Origin of the sequence: Plantibacter sp. LMC-P-059a (genome assembly GCF_030209505.1) — a bacterium.
Lineage (GTDB): Bacteria > Actinomycetota > Actinomycetes > Actinomycetales > Microbacteriaceae > Plantibacter.
This window is the reverse complement of the sequence record NZ_JARVRZ010000006.1, coordinates 26181-50811: the sequence shown is the minus strand read 5'-3', so window position 1 is coordinate 50811 and position 24631 is coordinate 26181. Positions and strand designations below refer to the sequence as shown.

The 24631-nt window shown below is 70.2% G+C and carries 22 protein-coding genes; 14 read left to right on the top strand and 8 right to left on the bottom strand.

Annotation, left to right across the window (positions count from 1 at the left end):
- Positions 1 to 15: 15 nt before the first annotated feature.
- The 5 genes from QRN27_RS13525 (at position 16) to QRN27_RS13505 (ending at position 5949) form a co-directional block, all read left to right on the top strand.
- Entirely contained in the window at positions 16 to 2253 is a 2238-nt protein-coding gene (locus QRN27_RS13525) for an adenylate/guanylate cyclase domain-containing protein (RefSeq protein ID WP_285042677.1), read from the top strand.
- Positions 2250 to 3671 (top strand): mechanosensitive ion channel domain-containing protein, encoded by a 1422-nt coding sequence (locus QRN27_RS13520; protein WP_285042676.1) that lies wholly within the window; start codon positions 2250 to 2252, stop codon positions 3669 to 3671. The genes QRN27_RS13525 and QRN27_RS13520 overlap by 4 nt, the downstream gene beginning before the upstream one ends.
- A gap of 32 nt (positions 3672 to 3703) precedes the next feature.
- A complete protein-coding gene (locus tag QRN27_RS13515) occupies positions 3704 to 4366 on the top strand; it encodes a GntR family transcriptional regulator (RefSeq protein ID WP_285043110.1) in 663 nt (220 codons plus the stop codon).
- Positions 4367 to 4488: 122 nt separating this feature from the next.
- Positions 4489 to 5280, top strand: a complete 792-nt coding sequence (locus QRN27_RS13510) for an aquaporin (RefSeq protein WP_285042675.1) — start codon at positions 4489 to 4491, stop codon at positions 5278 to 5280.
- A 165-nt stretch (positions 5281 to 5445) separates the two neighbouring features.
- On the top strand, positions 5446 to 5949 hold the full coding sequence (locus tag QRN27_RS13505) for a hypothetical protein (RefSeq protein ID WP_285042674.1): 504 nt from the start codon (positions 5446 to 5448) through the stop codon (positions 5947 to 5949).
- 101 nt (positions 5950 to 6050) lie between these two features.
- On the opposite strand, the gene QRN27_RS13500 is transcribed toward QRN27_RS13505, so the two are convergent.
- The 3 genes from QRN27_RS13500 to QRN27_RS13490 all read right to left on the bottom strand — a co-directional run bounded on the left by QRN27_RS13500 (position 6051) and on the right by QRN27_RS13490 (position 7874).
- The gene (locus QRN27_RS13500; RefSeq protein ID WP_056014153.1) at positions 6051 to 6260 is read right to left on the bottom strand and encodes an antitoxin; all 210 of its coding nucleotides are present in this window, start codon (positions 6258 to 6260) and stop codon (positions 6051 to 6053) included.
- Between the two features lie 116 nt (positions 6261 to 6376).
- Positions 6377 to 7165 carry a DUF305 domain-containing protein gene (locus QRN27_RS13495; RefSeq protein WP_285042673.1) on the bottom strand — a complete coding sequence of 263 codons (789 nt, stop codon included), beginning with the start codon at positions 7163 to 7165 and terminating at the stop codon, positions 6377 to 6379.
- 4 nt (positions 7166 to 7169) lie between these two features.
- Positions 7170 to 7874 carry a thioredoxin-like domain-containing protein gene (locus tag QRN27_RS13490; RefSeq protein ID WP_056014157.1) on the bottom strand — a complete coding sequence of 235 codons (705 nt, stop codon included), beginning with the start codon at positions 7872 to 7874 and terminating at the stop codon, positions 7170 to 7172.
- A 165-nt stretch (positions 7875 to 8039) separates the two neighbouring features.
- On the opposite strand from QRN27_RS13490, the gene QRN27_RS13485 reads away from it, so the two are divergent.
- A complete protein-coding gene (locus QRN27_RS13485; RefSeq protein ID WP_285042672.1) occupies positions 8040 to 9293 on the top strand; it encodes an Nramp family divalent metal transporter in 1254 nt (417 codons plus the stop codon).
- Positions 9294 to 9359: 66 nt separating this feature from the next.
- On the opposite strand, the gene QRN27_RS13480 is transcribed toward QRN27_RS13485, so the two are convergent.
- Positions 9360 to 10037 carry a metal-dependent transcriptional regulator gene (locus QRN27_RS13480; RefSeq protein ID WP_285042671.1) on the bottom strand — a complete coding sequence of 226 codons (678 nt, stop codon included), beginning with the start codon at positions 10035 to 10037 and terminating at the stop codon, positions 9360 to 9362.
- A 174-nt stretch (positions 10038 to 10211) separates the two neighbouring features.
- Here QRN27_RS13480 and QRN27_RS13475 point away from each other — a divergent pair, with 174 nt between their 5' ends.
- The 5 genes from QRN27_RS13475 to QRN27_RS13455 all read left to right on the top strand — a co-directional run bounded on the left by QRN27_RS13475 (position 10212) and on the right by QRN27_RS13455 (position 16192).
- On the top strand, positions 10212 to 10517 hold the full coding sequence (locus QRN27_RS13475) for a hypothetical protein (protein WP_285042670.1): 306 nt from the start codon (positions 10212 to 10214) through the stop codon (positions 10515 to 10517).
- A 208-nt stretch (positions 10518 to 10725) separates the two neighbouring features.
- Positions 10726 to 12090, top strand: a complete 1365-nt coding sequence (locus QRN27_RS13470; RefSeq protein ID WP_285042669.1) for a cystathionine beta-synthase — start codon at positions 10726 to 10728, stop codon at positions 12088 to 12090.
- A 119-nt stretch (positions 12091 to 12209) separates the two neighbouring features.
- The gene (locus tag QRN27_RS13465; protein ID WP_285042668.1) at positions 12210 to 13388 is read left to right on the top strand and encodes a cystathionine gamma-synthase; all 1179 of its coding nucleotides are present in this window, start codon (positions 12210 to 12212) and stop codon (positions 13386 to 13388) included.
- Between the two features lie 197 nt (positions 13389 to 13585).
- Positions 13586 to 15088 (top strand): MFS transporter, encoded by a 1503-nt coding sequence (locus QRN27_RS13460; protein ID WP_502929528.1) that lies wholly within the window; start codon positions 13586 to 13588, stop codon positions 15086 to 15088.
- Positions 15089 to 15304: 216 nt separating this feature from the next.
- Positions 15305 to 16192, top strand: coding sequence for a DarT ssDNA thymidine ADP-ribosyltransferase family protein (locus tag QRN27_RS13455; protein WP_285042667.1), 888 nt, complete (start codon positions 15305 to 15307; stop codon positions 16190 to 16192).
- Between the two features lie 307 nt (positions 16193 to 16499).
- Here the strand turns inward: QRN27_RS13455 and QRN27_RS13450 are convergent, their stop codons facing one another.
- From QRN27_RS13450 to QRN27_RS13435, 4 genes are read right to left on the bottom strand one after another with little or no spacing between them, the layout of a single operon-like run.
- On the bottom strand, positions 16500 to 17549 hold the full coding sequence (locus QRN27_RS13450; protein WP_285042666.1) for a LacI family DNA-binding transcriptional regulator: 1050 nt from the start codon (positions 17547 to 17549) through the stop codon (positions 16500 to 16502).
- 59 nt (positions 17550 to 17608) lie between these two features.
- On the bottom strand, positions 17609 to 18589 hold the full coding sequence (locus QRN27_RS13445; RefSeq protein WP_285042665.1) for a sugar phosphate isomerase/epimerase family protein: 981 nt from the start codon (positions 18587 to 18589) through the stop codon (positions 17609 to 17611).
- Positions 18586 to 19773, bottom strand: coding sequence for a dihydrodipicolinate synthase family protein (locus tag QRN27_RS13440; RefSeq protein WP_285042664.1), 1188 nt, complete (start codon positions 19771 to 19773; stop codon positions 18586 to 18588). The genes QRN27_RS13445 and QRN27_RS13440 overlap by 4 nt, the downstream gene beginning before the upstream one ends.
- Positions 19770 to 20930 (bottom strand): Gfo/Idh/MocA family protein, encoded by a 1161-nt coding sequence (locus tag QRN27_RS13435; RefSeq protein WP_285043108.1) that lies wholly within the window; start codon positions 20928 to 20930, stop codon positions 19770 to 19772. Before QRN27_RS13435 ends, QRN27_RS13440 begins: the two co-directional genes overlap by 4 nt.
- A 358-nt stretch (positions 20931 to 21288) precedes the next feature.
- On the opposite strand from QRN27_RS13435, the gene QRN27_RS13430 reads away from it, so the two are divergent.
- The 3 genes from QRN27_RS13430 to QRN27_RS13420 all read left to right on the top strand — a co-directional run bounded on the left by QRN27_RS13430 (position 21289) and on the right by QRN27_RS13420 (position 24596).
- Entirely contained in the window at positions 21289 to 22245 is a 957-nt protein-coding gene (locus QRN27_RS13430) for a carbohydrate ABC transporter permease (protein WP_502929527.1), read from the top strand.
- Positions 22238 to 23164, top strand: coding sequence for a carbohydrate ABC transporter permease (locus QRN27_RS13425; RefSeq protein WP_502929526.1), 927 nt, complete (start codon positions 22238 to 22240; stop codon positions 23162 to 23164). Before QRN27_RS13430 ends, QRN27_RS13425 begins: the two co-directional genes overlap by 8 nt.
- Before the next feature lie 118 nt (positions 23165 to 23282).
- Positions 23283 to 24596, top strand: a complete 1314-nt coding sequence (locus QRN27_RS13420) for an ABC transporter substrate-binding protein (protein ID WP_285042663.1) — start codon at positions 23283 to 23285, stop codon at positions 24594 to 24596.
- Positions 24597 to 24631 lie beyond the last annotated feature (35 nt).

Below are 24631 nucleotides of genomic sequence, written 5' to 3'. Positions count from 1 at the left end.
GTAGGGGACTCGTCGATGACCGCAGCTGTGGACGCACCATCAGGATCCTCGCCCGACGGCGCCGCACCGACCGACCCGCCGGGGCCGCCGATCCCACCCGCGCCGTCCTCCGCGGCCCGTCAACGTGGACTCGGTCGCGGTCGGTTCGGCCGCCCGGGCTTCAGTATCCAGTCGAAGCTCCTCGTCATGCTGTTGCTCGTCAGCGTCGGTGCGTCGGTCGTGACCGGGATCGTCGGCTACCTGTCCGGTAGCGACTCGCTCCGGCAGGCGTCGTTCGAGCGGCTCACCGAGGTCCGGGAGTCCCGCGCCCGCGAGATCACCAACTACTACGAGCAGACGCGCGACTCACTCGTCGTCTACACGCGCGGCACCACCGTGGTGGACGCCATGAACGGCTTCCACGACGCCTTCCACGAGTTGGAGGAGCAGCCCGAGGACGCGGCACGCACCGCCACGGTGACGTCGTTCTACGAGGACACCTTCGCGCCGGAACTCGCCGAGCGCACCGGGGACGAGGCCGACCCGTCTGCGTTCATCCCGACGAACCCGGCCGAGACCTACCTGCAGTCGGTCTACACCCCGGACGACCTCGACTACGACACGGCCATCGCCGTCGACGACGCCGGCGACGGCAGCGCCTGGTCGGCCGTCCACGCCCGGTACCACGACTACTTCCGCGAGATCATCGACCGCTTCGGCTACGAGGACGCGCTGCTCATCGACGACGAGGGCGACGTGGTCTACAGCGCCTACAAGGGACCGGACCTCGGCACGAACGTGCTCACCGGGCCCTACCGGGGCGGGGTCCTCGAGGACGGCTTCACGGCAGCGCTCCGGTCGAACGCGATCGACTACGTCGGCATCACGGACTTCGAGCGGTACCAGCCGTCGCTCAACGTGCCGACGCAGTGGATCTTCTCCCCGGTCGGCCAGGACGGACGGATCGACGGGGTGATGGCGTTGCAGGTCCCGATCGGGGCGATCAACGACATCATGACCGGGTCCGGCGAGTGGGAGCAGGACGGCCTGGGGGAGACCGGCGAGACCTACCTCGCCGGCCCCGACCAGCTCATGCGGTCGACGTCCCGCCTGCTGATCGAGGACCCGAAGGCCTACGAACGCACCGCGATCGCCGCCGGGACACCGCCCGAGACGGCAGCACGTGCGGTGGCCGTCGCAGGGACCGTCCAGATCCAGCCGACCCGCACCGTCTCGGTCGAGCGGGCCCTCGCCGGTGAGACGGGCACGACGATCGGACGCGGCTACCTCGGCGAGGAGAACCTCACCGCCTACACGCCGGTCGACATCGACGGGCTGCAGTGGGTGCTCGTCGCCCGGATCGATTCCGCCGAGGCCTTCGCCCCGGTCACCGACTTCACCCGCAACCTCATCATCTCCGTGCTCGCGATCATCGTCGTCGTGTCGCTCCTCTCGCTCCTGCTCGCCCAGGTGTTCGCCCGCCCGGTGCGATCGCTCGTCGGCGCGGTCCGGCGCGTGGCCGGCGGTGACTACAGCGTCGAGGTGCCGAACACGCGGCGAGACGAGTTCGGCGACCTGGGTGCGGCCTTCAACGACATGAGTCGGAGCCTGCGAGTGAAGCAGGAGCTCATCGACGAGCAGCGCGCCGAGAACGAGCGGTTGCTGCTGACCCTGATGCCCGCGACCGTCGCGAAGCGGTACAAGGACGGGGAGGAGACGATCTCCGAGGTCCACCAGGACGTGTCGGTCATCTTCGCCGACCTCGTGGGGTTCGACGACCTCACCAGGGGCCTCGACTCCGAACGGGAGCTCTCCCTCCTGAACGGCCTCGTCCGCAGCTTCGACGAGGCGGCCGAACGACTCGGCATCGAGCAGGTACGGACCCTGCGGGAGGGGTACCTGGCGAGCTGCGGACTGATCGTCCCGCGCGTCGACAACGTCCGTCGCACCCTCGACTTCGCGCTGGAGATGCGCACCATCGTCGAGCGGTTCAATGCGCAGCACCAGGCGAACCTGACCCTCCGGGTCGGCGTCGACGCAGGCGTGGTGACGAGCGGACTCGTCGGTCGGACGAGTCTCGCCTACGACATGTGGGGTGACGCCGTGAGCCTCGCCAACCGGGTGCAGTCCGTGGCGGGGACGGCGGGCATCTTCGTCAGTCAGCGCGTCAGGGACCGGCTGCAGGACACCGTGACGTTCGAGGCCGCCGGCACGGTCGAGACGCGGGAAGGTCCGCAGGCGGTCTGGCGGGTCGTCGCGGGGCCGACCTCGTGACCGAGGTGTGGCAGGAGCCGTGGTTCCCGTGGGCCGTCGGGCTCGCGGTCGGTGTCCCGGTGCTGCTGATCGTCCTCACGGAGGTGCTCGGGGCGCTCAGCCGCCGCGGGAACGCCGCGGCGAAACCGGTCCGCCTCCTGCGCAACTTCGTCGTCCCCGTCGGCGCCGTCTTCGCGCTCCTGGTCTTCGCGACGGCGAGGGCGGACGACATCACCTGGGTGCGCATCGTCGGGACGCTCCTCGGCTTCCTGCTGATCCTGCTCATCCTCTCGGCGTTCAACGTCGCCCTGTTCGCGAACGCCGAGGAGGGGTCCTGGCGCGATCGGATCCCGTCCATCTTCGTCGACCTCGCCAGACTGGCCCTCATCCTCATCGGCCTGGCGATCCTGTTCTCCTGGGTGTGGGGAGCCGACATCGGCGGGCTCGTCACCGCACTGGGTGTCACCTCGATCGTCATCGGCCTCGCCCTCCAGAACGCCGTCGGCGGGGTCATCTCCGGGTTGCTCCTGCTGTTCGAGCAGCCGTTCCGCCTCGGTGACTGGCTCGACACGGGCAGCGTGCGTGGCCGGGTGGTCGAGGTGAACTGGCGCGCGGTGCACCTCGACACCGGCAACGGCATCCAGATCGTGCCCAACTCCTCGCTCGCGGGGGCCTCGTTCACGAACCTCAGCCAGCCCGTCGGCGCGTTCACGGCGAGTGTCGAGGTGACCTTCTCCACCGACGACGCGCCCGACGACGTGCTGCGGTTGCTCCGAGAGGTCGCATCGGCGCTCCCGATGCTCGAACCGTCGGACGAGGTGTCCGCCTCTTACCTCGGCGCGGCACGGTTCTCGGTGACCCTGCCGGTGACCGGCCCGTCCGCCGCCGACGAGGCGGTCGCCCGCTTCCGCGCGTGGCTCTGGTACGCGGCCAGGCGCCGCGGCCTCGCGCTCGACGGCGACGGCACCGACCCGATCGCGACCCCGGAGCGACTGGGAGCGGCGCTCGTCACCCTCGCCCCCACCCTCCACGCCCGCGAGGAGGACCTCGACGAGCTGGCCGGGAGCTGCACGCTCGAGCGGTACGGGCCGGGGGAGACCGTCCAAGCCGCCGGGACCGTCCCGGACGCCATCCGCTTCCTCATCGAGGGCGGCGTGCAACTCGCCGTCCCGACGAAGGACGGGCTCATCACCTTCCAGTACCTCGGCACGGGCGACGTCATCGGCCAGACGGCCCTGACCCGGGAAGTCGCCATGGCCGCCGCGATCGCCGACGGCACGACCCTGGTCCTCAGGATGCCCCTGTCCAGCATCGACCGACTCGTCCGCACCCGGCCCCGGCTCGCCCAGGAGATCGGTGCCTCCATCGACCACAAGCACCGACAGGCGCAGGCGGCGCTCGCCGAAGCCGGGATCGTCCGCGGTACGATCGGCCGGTAGCCAGCCGTCGTCACCATCGGAGCGTGAGCCAGATGTCGAACCCCGACCACCCGCAGGGGACCCGCTCCGCGCCCGGCGACACGACGGACCGGATCCGTGCCGCGATCTACGACGGCACGCTCGCCTCGGGTGAGCTGCTCATCGAGGAGGAGTTGCAGGCCTGGCTTGGGGTGCCGGCGGAGGACGTGCGCGCCGCCCTGACCTCGCTCGAACAGCTCGGGCTCGTCGAGACCGCCCCGCAGCGGCACACGCGCGTGGCGCAGCCTCGGGTCGAGGACCGGACCGCGGTCCTCCAGACGCTCGGGGCCCTCGTCAGCGGCGTCGTCCGCGTCACCGTGCCGACGCTCACGGCGGGGCAGCGGGCGGAGCTCATCGCCTTCGTCGAGCACACGATGGCGACGGTGGAGGCCGAAGACGCCGACGCGCATGGCCGGTGCATCTGGGGCCTCGTCGACCGGTTCCTGAAGCACTGTGCGAACCCGGTGCTCGTCGCGGCGACGGCGGACGTGATCGGAGCGCTCGCGTATCGGCTCGCCGCCACCCGTTCCGCCGAGACGGTCGAGTGGGCCGATCTCCGCGTCGGGTACCCGCACCTGCGGTCGTCCATCGCGGCCGGTGACGCCGTCGGGGCGGAGCTCGCGATGGAACACGTCTTCCGGCTGCAGGTGCCGCTGCACGACCTCGAAGTCCACTGACCGACGGCCCCGCGAGACGCGCGGGACTGTGCCGGTCGGGACGCGTGGCAATAGTCTGCTGATGACGCGGTTCCCGCCAGCCGACCGCATCTCCGTCGTCACCCCGAGCGAGAAGAGACCAGATGTCCTCACCGGAAGTCCAACCCTCTGTCGAACCGACCACCATGGCGCAGCTGGTCGCCGAGCTCGCCGGCACCTTCCTCCTCGTCTTCGGACTCGTCGGCACGGCCACGTTCTCCGCGTTCTTCGGCGAGGAGACCTCCAACCCCCTCGGCGTCGGGTTCCTCGGGGTGGCGGTCGCCCTCGGGCTCTCGGTGACCATCGCCGCCTACGCCTTCGGCCCCATCTCCGGCGGGCACTTCAACCCGGCCGTGACGCTCGGCCTCGCGGCTGCCGGCCGGTTCCCCTGGCGGGCGACCTGGACCTTCGTCCTCGCCCAGCTCGTCGGCGCGTTCCTCGGCGCGCTCGCGGTGTTCGGCCTGGCGGCCGGCGGGCCGGACGGTTTCCTCGACCGCGCGGTCTCGAGCGGCTTCGTCTCGAACGGCTTCGGTGAGCTCTCACCGGGCGGGTTCGGACTTGTGTCGGCCATCGTGGTCGAGGTCGTCATCACCGCCGTCTTCCTGTACGTGATCCTCGGCGTGACCCACAATCGGGCGGCGCCGGGTTTCGCGCCCATCGCGATCGGCGCCACGTTGACGCTGCTGCTGCTCGTCGCGATCCCCATCGACAATGGATCGGTCAACCCGGCCCGCTCGATCGCGACGGCCGTCTTCGCCGGTGGTGACTGGCTGGCGCAGGTGTGGGTGTTCATCGTGTTCCCCGTCATCGGCGCCCTCATCGCCGGATTCAGCTACCGGATCCTGTTCGGGGGCACACGTCCGGTGGGTGCTCGGCCCGTCGCGAACCGCGGCTGATCCCGCCGATAGCCACCTGCACCCCGTCTGCCCGAGGCAGGCGGGGTGCGTCGTTTCGGGGGCGGCACCCCGCGAACGCGGGCAACCCGCATTGGGGGACGCGCTTTCGGGAGGCACCGTCCATGCTTGAGGTTCGAGCGCCAGATCCTTGGAGGGGCGATGACGATGACCGAACGCGAAGCCCCCACGACCAGGTGGGCGGATCCGCTGACCGCCGACGGCGAGGTGGCCGACGCGCCGCTCCCGGCGGACGTCGCCTGGGAGCTGCTGCAGGAGGCACTCGTCGAGGACTTCATCGACGACCTCCCTCGTCCCGTGCGCACGGCCGAGCTCGCAGCACGGCTCCACGTGAGCCGGGCGTCGCTGATGACGAACATCCGTCGTGGCAACGTGATCGCCAGCCGTCGGTCCGGCCGTTGGGAGATCGACACGGTCGCGAGCCGCACGTACCTCCGCTCGGCGATCCTCAGCCTGGGCGAACGCCGTCGCACCCTGAGCGGCGTTGACGAGGACCGATCCACCAACGTGCAGTTGACGCTCACCGGCCGGGCCTCGGCGGTGCTGTCGGACCTCATGCAGGACACGCACCTGTCGGCGCCGGAGCTCGTGGCGATCGCCCTGGACCGGTTCCGGAGCGCAGCCGCCGACACGGACGCCGAAGCGAGCTGACGACGCCGAGGTGTGTCGGACGTCGCGTCTGACGCCGGACACGCGAATCGGCCGGCCGCACGTGGTGCGTCGGCCGGCCGATCGGGTGGTGCTGGTGCGGACTACTCCGTGCCGACGGCCTTGTCGGCTGCGTCGCGGGCACCGTCGATCTGCTCGTCGAACTTGCCGCCGGTGACCTTCTTCGCCGCGTCGGCGACGCCGCCGAGCAGCTTGTCGCTGATGTCCTCGGCCTGCTGGCTCGTGAGGGCGTCCTTGACCTTGTTGTCGTTCAGGAACTCCTGAGCCTTCTTGGTGATGTCTTCGATTCCCATGCGTCGCTCCTGTTCGTCGGGCCCACTCGGGCGTACCGCTCATTCTCGGCCCTCTGGCGGATTCTGGCTAGACCTCGTCGGGGAGCTCCCAGGACCTCCATCGCTCCCGCGCAGGGTCAGTCGGCGAGGGGGACCGGGCCTCCGCGGTCGTCGAGCATGCGCGTCATGAGGTCGATCTCGGCCTGCTGACTCGCGATGACCGCACTGGCGAACGCGAGGGCGGTGGCGTTCGTGGTCCGCGGCTGCAGCGCCTCCGCCATCTCCACCGCACCCCGGTGGTGCGCGATCATCAGGGTGAGGAACAGTCGCTCGGCCTCGAGCCCCGACGACGCCGTGAGCTGGTCGATCTGTGCCGGCGTGGCGAGGCCGGGCATCGGATCGCCCGGGGTGTGGCTCGTGCCGGGCGTCGACGAGTCGCCGCCGTGGGCGTGACCGCTGGCACCCGCGAGGGTGGGGAGCGTCATCCAGGTCATGTCCGGCTGGCGTGAGCCCTGCGGCAGGTTCCACTGCACGAGCCAGTCGTAGAGCTGCCCGGACTGCTGGGCCTGGGTGGTCGCGATGTCGTACGCGAGGGTGCGGACGTCCACCGCGTCCGTCCGATCACGGATGATCATGGCGAGCTCGACACCCTGGTTGTGGTGCACCTGCATGTCGCGCGAGAAGCCGGCCTCCGCGCTCGTGGTCGAAGGCGTCGGGTCGGCGAGTGTGCTCAGCCGGCCCACCGAGAACCCGATGGCCGCGGCGACGACGATCGCGACGATCGCCATCGCCGCGATGACGACGCGGGTGCGGCTCGAGCCCCCAGCGGCCTGCTCGGCGTCGAACGCGGCGAGCTCCTCGTCGCTGACGCCGCCGTCGTCTTCGATCGCGTCCGGCGGGACTGCTGCGGAGGGCTCGGTCGTCACCGGATCAGACCTTGCCGGGTCCGTCGATCGCGCCCGTGCAGGCCGCGCCGGGCTCTGGGACGTTGTTGCTCTTCCAGAACTCCTCGAAGAAGTCGGCGATGCGCGAGTCGCTCGCGTTGTTGACCTGCAGCTGCGAGTTCCAGCCGCTCAGGACGATCGGCGACGGGAGGTCGGACTTCGGCGACAGCACGACGTACGTGGTGGGGAGCAGCTCCTTGAGCTTCGTGAGCTCGGCGTCGCTGATGGACGGGTCGTAGGTGACCCAGATCGCGCCGTGCTCGAGGGAGTGGACCGCGTTCTCGTTGGTCTGCTCCTCGGTGTAGACGCCGCAGTTCAGCCAGTACTGGTTGTGCGGGCCGCCGGCCGGCGGGTTCTGCGGGTAGTCGACGGTGCCCTCGACGTGCTCGGAGGTGTTCGTGAAGAGTTCGACGCCGGCGATGTCGGCTCCCGTGCCGGTACCGCCGCCGGGGTAGCTCGCGTTCTTCGGCAGCGTGAGGATGACGCTCGTGATGAGGACCGCGATCACGGCCACGCCGCCGACGACGCCGGCCCAGACACCGATGCGACGGTTGCGGTTCTTGCGCTTCTGCGCCTGTTTGAACGCGGCGACCTTCGCCTGGCGCTGGGCTTCGCGTTCCTGTTTCGCGCTCTGCTGCTTGACGGCGGGCGGGACGGGAGCGTTCTTGGGGCGGTCTGCTGCGGGGGTCACGGGGGCCTCTCGAAAAGTTGTATGCGTAACTATCGAACCAGACGGCGTTCTCGGCGTCGTCCGGGCACCCGACGATGCGCAGTCGATTCTCAGCCTCATCCAAGCAGACGGCTTGGGAATCCGAGAGTTAGACGCGTCTAACAAATGTAGCTCGGCATTGCTAACATGGCTCGTGTGACCACCGACCTCACCGCTCCGAAGACCCGCGCACCCCGGGGCCCGAGGCTCCTCTTCCTCCTCGGCCCGGCCTTCGTCGCGGCGATCGCCTACGTCGACCCCGGCAACGTGGCAGCCAACCTCACGGCGGGTGCGCAGTACGGCTACCTGCTCGTGTGGGTGCTCGTCGCCGCGAACGCCATGGCCGTGCTCGTCCAGTACCTCTCGGCGAAGCTCGGACTCGTCACCGGCAAGAGCCTGCCGGAGTTGCTCGGCTCACGACTGCGCACCGGGCCGCGTCGGCTCTACTGGGTGCAGGCGGAACTCGTCGCCGCCGCGACCGACCTCGCCGAGGTGATCGGCGGCGCCGTGGCGCTGTACCTGCTCTTCGGGATCCCGCTCGTGCTCGGCGGCGTCATCGTCGGGGTCTTCTCGATCGTGCTCCTCGCCGTGCAGAACTGGTACGGCCAGCGGCACTTCGAATTCGCGATCCTGACGCTCCTCGCCGTGATCGCCGTGGGCTTCCTCGCCGGCCTGTTCGTCAGTCCCGTCGACTGGGGTGCTGCGGCCGGTGGCCTGGTGCCGCGGTTCGAGGGCACGGCGACGGTGCTGCTCGCTGCGAGCATGCTGGGGGCGACGGTCATGCCGCACGCGATCTACCTCCACTCCTCACTCAGCCGCGACCGGCACGGCGTCCAGACGAGCGACGGTGCCATCCGGCGGCTCATCGTCGCCACCCGTTGGGACGTCGCCTCGGCGCTCGTCCTGGCTGGAGCGGTCAACATCGCGATGCTGCTGCTCGCGGCCGCGTCGCTCGGCGGGGTCGAGGGGACCGACTCGATCGAGGGTGCGCACGCAGCGATCACCGCGGCGCTCGGGCCGGTCATCGGCGTGATCTTCGCCATCGGCCTGCTCGCCTCCGGGCTCGCCTCGACCTCGGTGGGTGCCTACGCGGGAGCGTCGATCATGGGCGGGCTCCTCAAGGTGCGCATCCCGTTGCTCGCTCGACGGGTGGTCACCCTCATCCCGGCACTCGCCATCCTGGCGGCGGGCATCGACCCGACCACCGCCCTCGTGCTCAGCCAGGTGTTCCTCAGTCTCGGGATCCCGTTCGCGCTCATCCCGCTCGTGCGCTACACCGGCGACCGGCGGATCATGGGCGTCCACGTCGACCAGCTCGTCACGAGGGTGCTCGCCTGGATCGTCGTCGGACTCATCGTGGCGTTGAACGTCGCCCTCATCGTGCTGACGTTCTTCGGCTGACGGTCACCTCGACGAGGCCCGTCCGGTGGCTGGGTCGGCCAGCCGCTGCGGCGGAGTGGCCGACGGTCAGGCGCCGACGGTGACCCAGACGGCGTCGGCGGCGAGGCGGCCGAGCGTGAGACGCGTGCCGGTCGCGGTCAGGCGGAGTCCGAGTTCGCCCGCGAAGGCACGGTGGTCGTCGACGGCGAGCTCGGTGTCGAGGACGATGCCGAGCGTGCTCAGGTGGCGGAGCGTCTCCGGGTCGGCGTCCGAGATGCGGCACACCGTCAGGGCGCTGTCCGACGGGGCCTCGTTCAACCGGACGGCGTCCGGCCGGTGCGGGGTGCCGTCGGCCGAGGGGATCGGGTCGCCATGTGGATCGCGGATGGGGTGACCGAGCGCCGCGTCGATGCGCTCGATCATGGTGTCGCTCGCCGCGTGCTCGAGGATCTCCGCCTCGTCGTGCACCTCGTCCCACCCGTAGCCGAGCATCTCGACGAGGAACGTCTCGATCAGTCGGTGCCGACGGACCATCGCGACCGCGTGCGCCTGGCCGGCCGGCGTGAGCTCGATGCTGCCGTACGGCTCGTGCACGACGAGCCCCTGGGCGGCCAAGCGCTTCACCGCGTCGGAGGCGGTCGCGGGGCGGACGCCCATGCGGTCTGCGAGCAGCTTGACGGTGGCGGACTCGTCCGCCCATTCCGAGGTCGTCCAGATCGTCTTGAGGTAGTCCTGGGAGACGGAGGAGAGGCCGGAGACGGACATGCGTCCAGTCTAGGGAGGCGGCGGCGGTCCACCGGGCGGCCGTCAGCGGGTCACCGGCCGTTCAGATGGGCCTGGCAGAATGGTCGGCGACACCCCCGAACGGGGCACCCGGCTGCTACGGTCGAGTTCCCCAGCCATCCGCACACCGATCCACTCGACGAGAAGGGCCATGCGATGCCTCAGGCGCTCAGCAGCTCGACCGCACGACTCGGATCCGGTGCGCGCGCGACGCTCGAACTCGTCGCGGCGGCGATGGCCGGGGACGGACACCGTGCGCCGGCCGAGCAGGATGGCACGCCCACCCGTCGTCCGATGGAACTCACCCTCCGCCGCTTGCCGGCGATCATCGCGGTGCTGCTGCTGGCTGCCGTGATCCTCACGGTCATCGGCGTCCTCGTCGTGCTCTCGCTCGTCGCGCGCGTGCTCGCCGCCGGTGTCGCGGCCCTCGGCCCCCGGCCCCACCTCGTCGCCCTCCGCTGACGCCTCCGCCGGCTCCTTGTGTCGGCCGCGTCATCGGGCTGCACTCCGCAGACGCTCCGGGTAGGCTGGGCGACATGCGTCTCCGCCTGTCGTGTTCCTGCTGTCCCCGCTGAACCGTCCCTACCGGGATGCCGCCTCAGCCGTCCCAGCCATCCGGTGACGCACGCGAGAGTCGTGCGGTGACGCACCACAGGAACAGATTGCAGACATGAACTACGCAGACTCCGTCCTCGATCTCATCGGGAACACCCCACTCGTGAAGCTCAACCGGGTCACCGAGGGCATCGCCGCCACGGTGCTCGTCAAGGTCGAGTACCTCAACCCCGGTGGTTCCTCGAAGGACCGCATCGCGACGCGCATCATCGACGCCGCCGAGGCCTCCGGACAGTTGCAGCCGGGCGGCACGATCGTCGAACCGACCTCCGGCAACACCGGCGTCGGCCTCGCCCTCGTCGCCCAGCAGCGCGGGTACCGGTGCGTGTTCGTGCTGCCGGACAAGGTGGGCGAGGACAAGCGCAACGTGCTCACCGCCTACGGTGCCGAGATCGTCGTCACCCCGACCTCCGTCGCACCGGACAGCCCCGACTCCTACTACAGCGTCTCCGACCGCCTGACGGCCGAGATCCCCGGCGCGTTCAAGCCCAACCAGTACGCGAACCCGAACGGGCCGCTCAGCCACTACGAGTCCACCGGTCCCGAGATCTGGCGCGACACCGAGGGCCAGATCACCCACTTCGTCGCCGGCGTCGGCACCGGCGGCACCATCTCCGGGACGGGCAAGTACCTCAAGGAGGTCTCCGAGGGCGGCGTGCGCATCATCGGCGCCGACCCGGAGGGCTCGGTCTACTCGGGCGGCACCGGGCGCCCGTACCTCGTCGAGGGCGTCGGCGAGGACTTCTGGCCGTCGGCCTACGACCCGTCCATCCCGGACGAGATCATCGCGGTCACGGACGCCGAGTCGTTCGCGATGACGCGCCGCCTCGCCCGCGAGGAGGGCCTGCTCGTCGGCGGCTCCAGCGGCATGGCCGTGCAGGCGGCGCTCGTCGCCGCGCGCGAGCTCCCGGCGTCCGCCGTGGTCGTGGTGCTCCTGCCCGACGGTGGCCGCGGCTACCTCGGCAAAATCTTCAACGACTCGTGGCTGGAGTCCTACGGCTTCAGCGAGGTCGCGGACGACCGCACCGTCGGCGACATCCTCCGTGGCAAGGGCGACGCGATGCCCGGCCTCGTGCACGTGCACCCGAGCGACACCGTCCGCGACGTCATCGACATCATGACGGAGTACGGCGTCTCCCAGCTGCCCGTCCTGAGCGCCGAACCACCCGTCGTGATGGGTGAGGTCGCCGGCGCGATCGACGAGGCCAGCCTCATGGCCGCCGTGTTCAGTGGCACCGCCTCGATGACGGACGCGGTCAGCGGCTTCGTCGGCGACCCGTTGCCGCTCATCGGCGTCGGCGCGTCCATCCCAGCGGCCCGCACGGCCCTCGGCTCCGCGCCCGCGTTCCTCGTCACGGACGGTGGCAAGCCCGTCGGCGTCATCACGCGGCACGACCTGCTCACCTACCTGGCGGGCTGACGATGGACGGCATGCCACGCCGCCTGCCGGACGCCGGACGATGTCGGGCCCGCGCCTGACCCCGGACCGTCCGGCGGCCCCATCCGACACCCCCGCATCCTGAACCGAAAGAGTCACCCATGAGCAAGCACGACCACGGCTTCGCCACCCGCAGCATCCACGCCGGCCAGGAGTTCGACCCCACCACCGGGGCGATCATCCCGCCGATCTACCAGACGTCCACGTTCGTGCAGGACGGCGTCGGCGGGCTCCGCGGCGGCTATGAGTACAGCCGTTCCGCGAACCCCACCCGCTCCGCGCTGGAGACGCAGCTCGCCGCCCTGGAGGGCGCGAAGCACGGCTTCTCGTTCGCCTCCGGCCTCGCGGCGGAGGACGCCCTCATCCGCACCGCGCTCCGCCCCGGCGACCACATCGTCATCGGCAACGACGTCTACGGTGGCACCTACCGCCTCATCAACCGCGTGCACGGCGCGTGGGGAATCGAGCACACCGTCGTCGACCTCGGCGACCTCGCGGCCGTCGAAGCGGCGATCATCCCCGGCCGCACGAAGCTGCTGTGGGTCGAGACGCCGAGCAACCCGCTCATGAAGATCAGCGACATCGCGGCGCTCGCCGCCCTCGCCCACCGCCACGAGGTGCTCTCGGTGGTCGACAACACCTTCGCGTCCCCGGCGCTCCAGCAGCCGCTCTCGCTCGGCGCGGACATCGTCGTGCACTCCACCACCAAGTACCTCGGTGGACACTCCGACGTCCTCGGCGGCGCCATCATCATGAACGACGACGAGCTCGCGGAACAGCTCGGCTTCGTGCAGTTCGCCGCCGGTGCCGTCTCGGCGCCGCTCGACGCCTGGCTCACGACCCGCGGCATCAAGACGCTCGCAGTCCGCATGCGCCAGCACAGCGCGAACGCGCAGGCGATCGCGGAGCACCTCGAGGGCCACCCGGCCGTGGAGCGCGTGTACTACCCGGGTCTCGAGAGCCACATCGGCCACGAGCTCGCCGCCAAGCAGATGTCCGGGTTCGGCGGCATGCTGTCGCTCGCGCTCGTCGGTGGCCCGGCGGCGGCGAAGCGGCTCGTCGAGAAGACGAAGCTGTTCGCGCTCGCGGAGTCGCTCGGTGGTGTCGAGTCCCTCATCGGACTGCCGGCGCAGATGACCCACGCCTCGGTCAAGGGCACCGAGCTGGCCGTGCCGGAGAACGTCGTCCGGCTGTCGGTGGGCATCGAGGACGTCTCCGACCTCATCGCCGACCTCGACCGCGCCCTCGCCAAGGTCGTTAAGGCGAGCGCCAAGCACTAGTCGTCGTCAGAGACCCCGTTCCCGTCCCGTTCGTCTCCGTTCGCAATTCAGGACCGCCTCGGCGTGTCCGGCGCTGACGAAGCCGCCTGCCCGCGGCGCGCCGGGCGCGTCCTGAATTGTAGACGGGAGCGGGGAGCGGGTACCCATCCGGATCACGGCTTGACCTCAACTCGACTTGAGGTTCTAGGCTCGGACCTGTGACCGCAGCCTCCCCGCAGACCTCCCCGACACCCGTGCCGACGGACACCACCGACGACGGCATCTTCGGACGTCGGTTCCTCCTGATCACCATCGGCGCCTGTGCGCTCGTCTTCCTCGGCGCGTTCGAATCGCTCGCCGTCACCACGATCATGCCGCTCGTGAGTGCCGAGCTCGACGGTGAGCAGCTCTACGCCCTCGCCTTCGCCGGCCCGCTCGCCGTGAGCGTCATCGGCATGGTCGCGGCCGGCTCCGTCGCCGACCGCATCGGACCCGTCCAGCCGCTCCTCGCCTCGGTCGCCCTGTTCATCGTCGGGCTGCTCCTCGCGGGGACGGCGACGACCATGTGGACGCTCGTGGCCGGGCGCCTCGTGCAGTCCCTCGGCTCCGGGGCGATGACGGTCGCGCTCTACGTCCTCGTCGCACGCATCTACCCGCCCGCGCTCCACCCGCGGATCTTCGCCGGGTTCGCCGCCGCGTGGGTCGTCCCCTCGCTCATCGGACCGTTCCTCGCCGGTGTCGTCGCCGAGCAGTTCACCTGGCACTGGGTGTTCCTCGGCGTGGTCGGGCTCGTCGTGATCGCGACCGTCCTGCTCCTCCCGGCCCTGCGGATGCTCCGCGCGGCGGCGGCCGAGCGCGCCGATCGACAGGCGGCGGAAGCGGCAGCGACCGGCGGCCCGACGGTGGCACCCGGATCGACGACCGGCGCCGACGTCCGCCGGCTCGGCTGGGCCGTGCTCGTCGCCGCGGCGGTGCTCGCGGTCAACGTCTCGACCGAGTTCTCCGGCTGGACCGCGTGGCTCCTCCCGATCGTCGGTGCGGTCGTCGCGCTCCTCGCCCTCCGCCCGCTCGTCCCGCTCGGCACGCTGACCGCCCGGCGCGGACTGCCCACCGTCATCCTCGTCCGCGGTCTCACCTCCGCCGCGTTCTTCGGCGCCGAGGTCTACGTGCCGTACCTGCTGACCCGCGAGCACGGGCTCACCCCGGCACTCGCCGGACTGGCGCTGACCGGCGGGGCCATCGCGTGGTCGGTGTCGTCCTGGTTGCAGGGACGCCTCGGGGACCGGTTGTCGAACGCGAATGCCGTGCAGATCGGCTCGTCACTCGTGACGGTCGCCGTCGCGGTCGCGCTGCTCGCCGCGCTCCTCGGCCTGCCGCCCGTGGTGCCGATCGCCGCCTGGGTGGTGAGCGGTGGCGGGATGGGGCTCATGTTCCCGCGCCTCAGCGTCATGACGCTCGCATACTCGGACGAGCGCTCCCAGGGGTTCAACAGTGCGGCCATGTCGATCGGCGATGCGATCGGCGGTGCGCTCGCCCTCGCAGCGACCGGGCTGGCGTTCACCGCGCTCGACGGCTCCGTCGGCCTCGCGGGTGCGGGGTGGGTCGCCTCGGGTGGGGTCGCATTCGCCGGATGCTTCGCGATCGCGCTGCTCGCCGGGGTCGCGGCCGTGATCGTCGCGCGACGCGTGCGTCGGCCGGAGCCGTCCCGCACGGACGGGTGAGCCGGAACGCCGTCGCCTGGGTAGTGCTGCGGTGCGTGGGGGGTAGCGTCGCCCACGCATCGCTGCAGTGCCCAGGGGGCGGTGGTTGGAGCCCATTCGGGCCGTTCGCGTGCGCGAGGGTTCCCGAAGCCGCGTACCCTTGATGCGTACGTCTCGGCTCGTCCCCCCAGTGACCGCTCCTCGTGTCTCGGAGCCGGAGACTGCAGAAGGACTCTCTTGAGCGACGAATGCAAACACGGTTTCGACAACGGCCTCTGCGCGACCTGCTTCCCACCCCCGCCGCGTGAGGTGCCGGTCGCCGAAGCGCCGGCCCCCAAGGTCCGTCGGTCGACCGTCGCACCCTCCCTGCGCGAGCCGGCCCCGACCCGCGTCCGCGCCGCAGCGACCACGAAGACGGCCACCCGTGCCGCCGCCGCGTTGCCGGTCGTACGCGTCGGCGAACAGCGCCTGTACCACGTCACCCACATCCGCAACCTCGAGCGCATCCTCGAGACCGGGAGCATCCTCCCCGTCGCCTCCGCGGCCCTCCCCGACGGCCCCGTCGTCGACATCGCCGCCCCCAGCCACCGCGACGCACGCCGCACCATGGTCCTCGCGGGCACCGAAGGCCTGACCCCGGCCGACTTCGTCCCCTTCTTCCTCACGCCGGACGCCGACCTCTGGGCCGGCATCCGCGCCGGCGAGGGCGACATCCGCCTGTCCGCCGACGCGCTCGCCTCCGCCGTGAACGACTACGTCGTGCTCGTCACCACGATCGACGGCGCCTCGGTGCACCCCGGCGAGTTCGACGCCGACACCGGTCGGCCGTCCCGCGCACGGGTCGTAGTCGCAGACGGCGACGCGTCCCACGTGCTCACGAGCATCGGCGCCAACGCGATGACCGCCGACCGCATGGTGCAGCGCTTCGCCACCGACGAGGACCCAGGCGCGCTCCGCCGGGCCGAGGTGCTCATCGAGGACGCCGTCCCGTTCGACCGGATCACCGTGATCGGCGTCGCGACCGTGAACGTCCGCGAACACGTCAAGCGCCTCGTCGCCGCCGCCGGCCTCCGCACGAAGGTCGCCGCCTACACGCCCTGGTTCCAGGAGCACGTCGCCGAGTAGGCGGGAGCGCTACCCGTCCGTCCCCGGTCACAACTCCTGCTGGACGTCGCCGGAACCAGCTGCCCGGGCCGTGTCGGGCGGTCCAGCCGCCCGCAGCAGGAGTTGTGCGCGGAGCGAATGCGCACGTCGACTGCGCGGAGGCGAACGCCTCTCCTTCCGACGGCACCGCACTCCGGGCACGCTGCCGTGCGCAACTCCTGCTGCACGGCCCCAGGACCAGCGGGTCGGACGCTGCAAGGCCGGATCGGGGCGAGCTGCAGGAGTTGTGCACGGAGGAACACCCCGGGATAGGGGACGGACTGGCCGCTCAGGCGCGGGGCGGGGTGCTCTCACGGAGCACGACGGTCGCGCCGACCGGTTCGACCGTGGTGCTGTCCGTCGCCGGGTCGAGCGCGAGCCGGACCGCGTGCTCGCCGACCTCCTCGAGTGGCACCGCGACCGTGGTGAGCGCGGGCGTCACATCGCGTGAGGTCGCGATGTCGTCGTAGCCCGCGACCGCGATGTCCGTCGGCAGGGAGAGTCCCGCCGCCCGGAACGCCGACATCGCCCCGATGGCCATGACGTCGCTGACGGCGAAGACCAGCTCGACGCCCTCGAGCCCCTGCTCGAGGAGTTGCTCGGCGCCGTGACGCCCGCCGTCGCGGCTGAAGTCCGCCCGGACGATCCTCGACGGGTGGATCGCGATCCCGTGCTCGGCCAGGCCGTCGGCGAAGCCGCGCACGCGTTCGCGGGCGGTGAGGAGCCGGTCGTCACCCGCGATGACGGCGAACCGACGGTACCCGGCGGCGACGAGGGCGCGCGCCAGCTCCCGGGCGCCGGTGGCGTTGCCGAGTTGCACCGTGGCGAACGGCAGCGTGCGCTGCGAGACGAGCACCACCCGGCCGCCCGTGGACTCGTACGCCGCGAGCTCCTCGGCCAGCCGATGTTCGGAGGCGACACCGTCCCACCGGCTGCCGGTGAGGATGATCGCCCGTGGTCGCTGCCCCCGGAGCACCCGCACGAGTTCGAGCTCCCGCTCCGCGTCGCGATGCGTGACGGCCATCGTGGTGGCGATGCGCTGTTCGTCGGCCGCGCGGATCGCCCCGGCCGCGATCGACGAGAAGTACGGGTCGGCGATGTCGCTCACGAGGAGCGAGATCGTCGTCGACAGTCCCTTCGCGACCGCCTGGGCGGAGAGGTTCGGCGTGTAGTTCAGCCGGAGCGCGGCGTCGAGCACGCGGCGACGGAAGGACTCGTTGACCGTGCGGGTGCTGCCGTTCAGGGCGCGCGACGCGGTGGCGAGGGAGACCCCCGCCTCACGGGCGACGTCGTGCAGCGTCGGCGGGACCGGCGTCGCACGGTGGTCGTCGACCGTCATGGTGCTCCTTCGTACTGGCGGCTGCTGAGACACACTCTGCCACAGGGCGGCCGTGGGGATCAGGGGTGGAGATCCGCGGCATCCGTGGGATCGAGGTGCGGGACGACCGCCGACTGGAACGTCTCGACGGTGCGCCTGACGACCGCGTCGAACGGGGCGTCCCAGATCTCCTGGTTGAAGAGCTCGACCTCGACGTCACCGGTGTACCCGGCTGCCTCGACGGCGCGGGTGAGCGAGGCGAAGTCGACGACGCCGTCGCCCGGGTAGTGCCGGGCCAGCAGGACGTCCGCGGGCAGTGGCGTCGCCCAATCGCAGGCCTGGTAGCTGGAGATCCGGCCGGTCGCGCCGGCGCGGGCGATCTGCTCGAGGACCAGCGGATCCCACCAGAGGTGGAAGGTGTCGACGACGACGCCGACGGCCTCCGGCGCGAACTGCTCGGCGATGTCGAGCGCCTGACCGAGCGTCGAGATCACGGCACGATCCGAGGCGTACATCGGGTGCAACGGTTCGATGGCGAGCTGGACCCCGGACTCGAGGGCGTGGTCGGCGAGTTCGCCGATCGCGTCGCGGACGAGCTCTCGGGCGCCGACGATGTCGCGGGACCCCTCGGGGAGGCCACCGACGACGAGGACGAGGGCCGGGGCGCCGAGGGCTGCGGCCTCGTCGACCGCGGTGCGGTTGTCGTCGATCGAGGCGCGGCGGTGCGGACCCTCCGGCATGGTGAAGAACCCGCCACGGCAAAGGCTCGACACGCGCAGCCCCGCCTCGGCGAGGAGCCGGGCGGACGCGGCGACGCCGAACTCCTGCACCGGCTCCCGCCAGGCGCCGAAGCTCGTGACGCCGGCGGCTGCGACGGCCGAGACGGCCTCGGGCAGGGTCGCGTACTTGATGGTCGCCTGGTTGATCGAGAGTCGCGGGTGCGGGGCGGTGCTGCCGCCCACCGCTCCCTGGGCCTGTCCCTCCGGTTCCTGCGCCTGTCCCTCCGGTCCCTGCGCCTGTCCTTCCGGTCCCTGAGCCTGTCGAAGGGCGGTGCTGCTCATCGGGCTCCTCCCGCACTGGTCAGCGTGCCGACGACACCGGCCGTGCGCAGCAGGCCCGTCCAGCGCTCGGCGGCGAGCTCCGGGTGCTCGAGCGCGCCGGCGGCGTCGGCCAGACGGACGATCTCGGACAGGTGCGGCAGGCTCCGCGCCGCGTGCAGACCACCGACCATCGAGAACGCCGGCTGGTGTCCGTTCATCCAACTGAGGAAGGCGATGCCCGTCTTGTAGTAGTAGGTGGGTGCGGCGAAGATATGGCGGGACAGGGCCTCGGTCGGGCGGAGGATCCGCTCGTACCCGGCGGTGTCGCCCGCGTCGAGGGCCTGGATCGCCGCGGAGGCCGCCGGGGCGATCGCCGTGAACGCGCCCAGCAGCGCGTCTGAGTGGCCCTGCTCGTCGCCGGCGATGAGGTCGACGTAGTTGAAGTCGTCGCCCGTGAACATCGTGGCCCCGGAGGGGAGTCGGCGGCGGACGGCGATCTCCGCGTCCGCGTCGAGCAGACTCATCTTGACCCCGGCGACGTGGTCCACGTTGTCGGTCATGATCTGCAGGAGGGTGTCCGAGGCGGCTGCGACGTCGGTGGACCCGAAGTACCCGGCGAGGCTCGGATCGAACGCGGTGCCGAGCCAGTGGAGGACCACGGGCGACTGCGCCGCGGACAGGACGCGGTCGTAGACGCGTCGGTAGTCGTCGGCACCCTGCGCTGCCCGGGCGAGGTGCCGGCTCGCCATGAGGACCGTCCCGGCCCCGGCGTCCTCAGCGAACGCGAGTTGTTCGAGATAGGCGTCGGCGACCGCGTCGAGCGAGACCTGCTCCTCGGCGAGGTGGTCGGTGTTCACGCCGACGACGAGCGCGCCGCCCACCGATGCGGCCTCGGCGGCGCTCCGCGTGATGAGCTCGCGGGTGGCGGCCGTGTCGAGCCCCATGTTGCGTTGGGCGGTGTCCATCGCGTCGGCGACGCCGAGGCCGAAGGACCAGACGTGGTGCCGGTAGGCGAGGGTCGCATCCCAGTCGAGGTCCGCCGGGGCACCGGGGACGTTCTCGCCCCAGGCCTTCGGCACGACGTGGGCGGCCGCATATGCGGTGCGACTCGACAGCGGGGCGGTGGGGCGCGAGGCGGCGACCGGTTCACGGAGGTCGAGAGACGTGACCTCACCCTCCGCTGAGAGCAGGGAGACGCTGGTCATCGGGCGACCGACGCTTCGAGGGACGCGAGCTCGTCGGCCGAGCCGTCGCCCGCTGCGAGCGTGACCTCGGGGAGGTCGAGACGACGACCGGTGCGCGAACTCTCGAGCCCCAGCTCCGCGAGCAGCACGCCGCGTGCACCCGCGAGCAGGTCGAACTCGTACGGTCCGTCCTCGACGACATGGCGGAGGAACTCCTCCCACTGCGTCTTGAAGCCGTTCTCGAACACGTCGTTCGTGGGGACGTCCTGCCAGTCGGCCGCGTAGTCGTGGTCGTCGGCGAGGTCCGGGTTCCACACCGGCTTCGGCGTGACGTTTCGCGGCTGCACCTTGCACCCGAACAGCCCGGCGACGGCGGAACCGTGCGTGCCGTCCACCTGGAACTGGACGAGCTCGTCGCGGTCGACGCGGACGGTCCAGCTGGAGTTGAGCTGGGCGACGACGCCACCCTCGAGTTCGAAGATGCCGTAGGCCGCGTCGTCGGCGGTCGCCGCGTAGGCTTCGCCACGCTCGTCGAAGCGCTCCGGGATGTGGGTCGTCGCCTTCGCGTAGACCGACTCGACCCGGCCGAAGAGGTTCTCGAGCACGTAGCTCCAGTGCGGGAACATGTCGACGACGATGCCGCCGCCGTCCTCGGAGCGGTAGTTCCAGCTGGGGCGCTGCGCCGGCTGCCAGTCGCCCTCGAACACCCAGTAGCCGAACTCGCCGCGCACGGAGAGGATGCGGCCGAAGAAGCCGGAGTCGATGAGTCGCTTGAGCTTCCGGAGGCCGGGCAGGTAGAGCTTGTCGTGCACGACGCCGTTCTTGACGCCGGCCTCGGCCGCGAGGCGCGCGAGCTCGAGGGCCTCCTCGAAGGTCTCGGCCGTCGGCTTCTCGGTGTAGATCGTCTTGCCGGCGGCGATTGCCTTCCGGAGCGCCGTCGCCCGGGCCTTGGTGACGAGGAAGTCGGCGTAGATGTCCCACCGTGGGTCGGCGAGGACCGCGTCGAGGTCGGTGGAGGTGTGCTCGACACCGTGCTTCGCGGCGAGTTCGTCGAGGGTGGCCTGGTTGCGGCCGACGAGGATGAGTTCGATCTGACGACGGCTGCCGTCGGAGAGCTGGACGCCGCCCTGCTCCTGGATCGCGAGCAGCGACCGCACGAGGTGCTGCCGGTAGCCCATGCGCCCGGTGGCGCCGTTGACGATGATCCCGATGGTCTGCTCTGACACGGTGGCTCTTTCTCTTGATCGCGTTGTGGCCCTGCGGCGACGATGCCGTCAGGAAAGCGTTTACCGGTCACTGTAGGACGAGTAGTGCCGACGAGGCAAGGGATCGTGCCGATCTGATCCGAACCGATCAGAAATCGCACAACGATGCCGGATGAATCGTTGCATCGGTCGTCAGGGCCGTGATAGAACTTGATGCAGCTCAGCCGGGAAACGCTTTCCGGCAGTGTCATCAACGACGATCGACAAGGAGGTCCGACGTGTACCGTGCAGCTGCAACGGCGCCCAGGACGACGTTCACGAGGGGCACTCGGTGAGCGCGCTCGGCGAGCTCCGCAAGCTCAGCGCAGGCAAGCGACCACAGACCGCGGCCGAGAAGGCCTTCATCAAGAAGGACAACCGCCGCGACAACAAGGCGGCGTACCTGTTCCTCCTGCCCTGGCTCATCGGCCTCGCGGTCATCACCGTCGGCCCCATGGTCGCCTCGCTCGCTCTGTCCTTCACGAAGTACAACCTGCTGCAGGCACCCAAGTTCATCGGCATCGACAACTTCATCCGGATGATGGGCGACGAGCGACTCCACAACTCGCTCGGCGTCACCTTCGTGTACGTCTTCGTCTCGGTGCCGCTCCAACTCGCGGCCGCCCTCGCGCTCGCGGCGCTCCTCGACCGCGGACTCCGCGGCCTCGCGATCTACCGATCCATCTACTACCTGCCGTCGCTCCTCGGATCCTCCGTCGCGATCGCGGTGCTGTGGAAGCAGGTGTTCGGCGGCGAAGGGCTCGTGAACCAGTTCATCGCGATCTTCGGGATCGAAGGACGCAGCTGGATCGCCGACCCGTCGACGGCCCTCTCCACCCTCATCACGCTCAACGTGTGGACCTTCGGGGCGCCGATGGTGATCTTCCTCGCCGGCCTCCGGCAGATCCCCGTCATGTACCACGAGGCCGCGCAGATGGACGGGGCGTCCAAGTGGCAGCGCTTCACCAAGATCACCCTGCCGCTGCTCACGCCGATCATCTTCTTCAACCTCGTGCTGCAGATCATCCACGCGTTCCAGGCCTTCACGCAGGCCTTCATCGTGTCGGGCGGAACGGGCGGCCCGGCCGACTCGACGCTGTTCTACACGCTGTACCTCTACAACCGCGGCTTCTCGAACTTCGACATGGGCTACGCCTCGGCCATGGCCTGGTTCCTGCTCCTCATCATCGGAGTCTTCACCGCGATCAACTTCTGGGCCTCGAAATACTGGGTGAACTACGATGACTGACACGCTGACCACACGGTCCATCACGACGGACAGCAAGAACCGCAGTCGCGAGGCCAAGGAGGCCGAACGCCAGTACCGCCGCGCACGCGGGTGGTCGCCCTGGAAGTCCGTGCTGAAGCACGCCGGGCTCATCCTCGTCGGGTTCATCATGCTCTACCCGGTGATCTGGCTCGTCGTCTCCTCGCTCCGGCCCACGGAGGAGATCTTCCGGAACCCCGGGATCGTCCTCGACAGCTTCGAGGTGAGCAACTACAGCGAGGGCTGGAACACGCTCTCGGAGCCGTTCCACGTGTTCCTGCTGAACTCGGTGCTCATCGTCCTCGGCTGCATCGTCGGCAACCTCGTGTCCTGCTCGATGGCGGCGTACGCGTTCGCCCGGCTGAAGTTCAGCGGCAAGCGGTGGTGGTTCGCGGCGATGCTCATGACGCTGATGCTGCCGATCCACGTCATCATCGTGCCGCAGTACATCATGTTCTCCCAGCTCGGCTTCGTGAACACGTACCTGCCGCTCATCCTGCCGAAGATCCTCGCGACCGACGCGTTCTTCGTCTTCCTCATGGTGCAGTTCATCCGCGGCATCCCGAAGGAGCTCGACGAGGCGGCCCGCATCGACGGCTGCGGACACCCCCGCATCTTCGGCGTCATCATCCTGCCCCTCATGGTCCCGGCGCTCGCGACCACCGCGATCTTCACCTTCATCTGGACGTGGAACGACTTCTTCAGCCAGCTCCTCTACCTGACGAAGCCCGAGATGTACACGGTGCCGCTCGCGTTGCGGGCCTTCATGGACGCGCAATCGTCGACCTCGTGGGGGCCGATGTTCGCGATGAGTGTCGTGTCGCTCCTGCCGATCTTCCTCGTCTTCCTCTTCGGTCAGCGGTTCCTCCTGAAGGGCATCGCGACGACCGGCGGCAAGTGACGCGGTCCTCACCGACCGGCAGCACCGGAACACCTGTACCAGCCCGACCAGCACCAGACCCAGCACCACCGGATCCAGCGACACCGGATCCGCATCGATCGATTCGAAAGGGAACAGCATGAGCATCAGCAAGCACGGCAGAGCCGCCGGCTTCATCGCGACGGGAGCCGTCGCCGCGCTCCTCCTCGCCGGTTGCAGCGCCGGAGGCGACGCCGCGACCGAACTGTCCGACGAGCCCGTCACCCTCCGGTTCACCTGGTGGGGCAACGACGCCCGCACGGCGGCCACCCAGGAGGTCATCGCGGCCTTCGAGAAGGAGTACCCGAACATCACCATCGAGCCCCAGTTCACGGACTGGGCCGGGTACTGGGACAAGCTCGCCACCGAGACGGCGGCGAACGACACCCCCGACATCATCCAGATGGACGAGAAGTACATCGCCACCTACGGCGACCGGGGCGCCCTGCTCGACCTCAAGACCGTCGGCGACCAGCTCGACCTCAGCGACTTCCCCAAGGAGACGCTGACCTCGGGGACCGTCAACGACTCGCTCTACGGCGTGCCCTCCGGCATCACGAGCTACTCCATCGTCGTGAACCCGACCCTGCTGGCCTCGGCCGGCATCGAGATGCCCGACGACGAGACCTGGACGTGGGACGACTTCACCGCGCTGAGCGAGCAGGTCTCGGCGGCCGGTGGTGGCTCGATCTACGGGTTCCAGCCCTTCGGCTTCGAGGACGGCGGCCTGAACAACTGGGCGCGCCAGCACGGCGACGAGCTCTACAACGACAAGGGCGAGGTCTCCATCAAGCCGGAGACGCTCGCGTCCTGGTGGAGCTACCTCCTCGAGCTGGTGAACGACGGCGCGACGCCGCCCGCCTCGGCGATCGTCGAGAAGCAGGCCGGCGGTCTCGCGGAGTCCTTCACGGCGACCAACGCCGCGGCGTTCGCGCCCTGGTGGAACAGCCAGCTGACGGCGCTCACCGAGGCGAGCGGTTCGCCGCTCGAGCTGCTGCGCATCCCGACCGTGGACGGTGGCGCCGACGGCTCCGCGTACTACAAGCCGTCGATGTACTGGTCGGCGTCCTCCCGGACGGCCCACCCGGCCGAAGCCGCGCTGTTCATCGACTTCCTCGCGAACAGCGAGACGGCCGCCGACTCGCTCCTCACCGAGCGCGGTGTCCCGGCGAACACGAAGATCCGCGAGTACATCACGCCGAAGCTGGCCGAGACGGACCAGGCGGTCGTGGAGTTCCTCGACGGTCTCGCGGACGACATCGGCGAGCCGCCGACCGTCACGCCCGCCGGTGGCAGCGCGATCGAGGCACTCGTGAAGCAGTACACCGAGCAGGTGCTGTTCGGGAAGAACACGCCCGACCAGGCTGCCGAGGGGTTCATCAAGGACCTGAAGGCCGCGGTCGCCGCGGGCTGACCCGGCGCCAGCCCATCCGTCGACGGGCTCGGGGA

Coding starts and splice junctions, on each gene's coding strand:
- QRN27_RS13445 (WP_285042665.1), bottom strand. CDS start 18,589: ATGAGCAGCACCGCCCTTCGACAGGCTCAGGGACCGGAAGGACAGGCG.
- QRN27_RS13420 (WP_285042663.1), top strand. CDS start 23,283: ATGAGCATCAGCAAGCACGGCAGAGCCGCCGGCTTCATCGCGACGGGA.
- QRN27_RS13435 (WP_285043108.1), bottom strand. CDS start 20,930: ATGGGCTACCGGCAGCACCTCGTGCGGTCGCTGCTCGCGATCCAGGAG.
- QRN27_RS13465 (WP_285042668.1), top strand. CDS start 12,210: ATGAGCAAGCACGACCACGGCTTCGCCACCCGCAGCATCCACGCCGGC.
- QRN27_RS13485 (WP_285042672.1), top strand. CDS start 8,040: ATGGCTCGTGTGACCACCGACCTCACCGCTCCGAAGACCCGCGCACCC.
- QRN27_RS13480 (WP_285042671.1), bottom strand. CDS start 10,037: ATGTCCGTCTCCGGCCTCTCCTCCGTCTCCCAGGACTACCTCAAGACG.
- QRN27_RS13440 (WP_285042664.1), bottom strand. CDS start 19,773: ATGACCAGCGTCTCCCTGCTCTCAGCGGAGGGTGAGGTCACGTCTCTC.
- QRN27_RS13425 (WP_502929526.1), top strand. CDS start 22,238: ATGACTGACACGCTGACCACACGGTCCATCACGACGGACAGCAAGAAC.
- QRN27_RS13470 (WP_285042669.1), top strand. CDS start 10,726: ATGAACTACGCAGACTCCGTCCTCGATCTCATCGGGAACACCCCACTC.
- QRN27_RS13515 (WP_285043110.1), top strand. CDS start 3,704: ATGTCGAACCCCGACCACCCGCAGGGGACCCGCTCCGCGCCCGGCGAC.
- QRN27_RS13510 (WP_285042675.1), top strand. CDS start 4,489: ATGTCCTCACCGGAAGTCCAACCCTCTGTCGAACCGACCACCATGGCG.
- QRN27_RS13475 (WP_285042670.1), top strand. CDS start 10,212: ATGCCTCAGGCGCTCAGCAGCTCGACCGCACGACTCGGATCCGGTGCG.
- QRN27_RS13505 (WP_285042674.1), top strand. CDS start 5,446: ATGACCGAACGCGAAGCCCCCACGACCAGGTGGGCGGATCCGCTGACC.
- QRN27_RS13450 (WP_285042666.1), bottom strand. CDS start 17,549: ATGACGGTCGACGACCACCGTGCGACGCCGGTCCCGCCGACGCTGCAC.
- QRN27_RS13525 (WP_285042677.1), top strand. CDS start 16: ATGACCGCAGCTGTGGACGCACCATCAGGATCCTCGCCCGACGGCGCC.
- QRN27_RS13500 (WP_056014153.1), bottom strand. CDS start 6,260: ATGGGAATCGAAGACATCACCAAGAAGGCTCAGGAGTTCCTGAACGAC.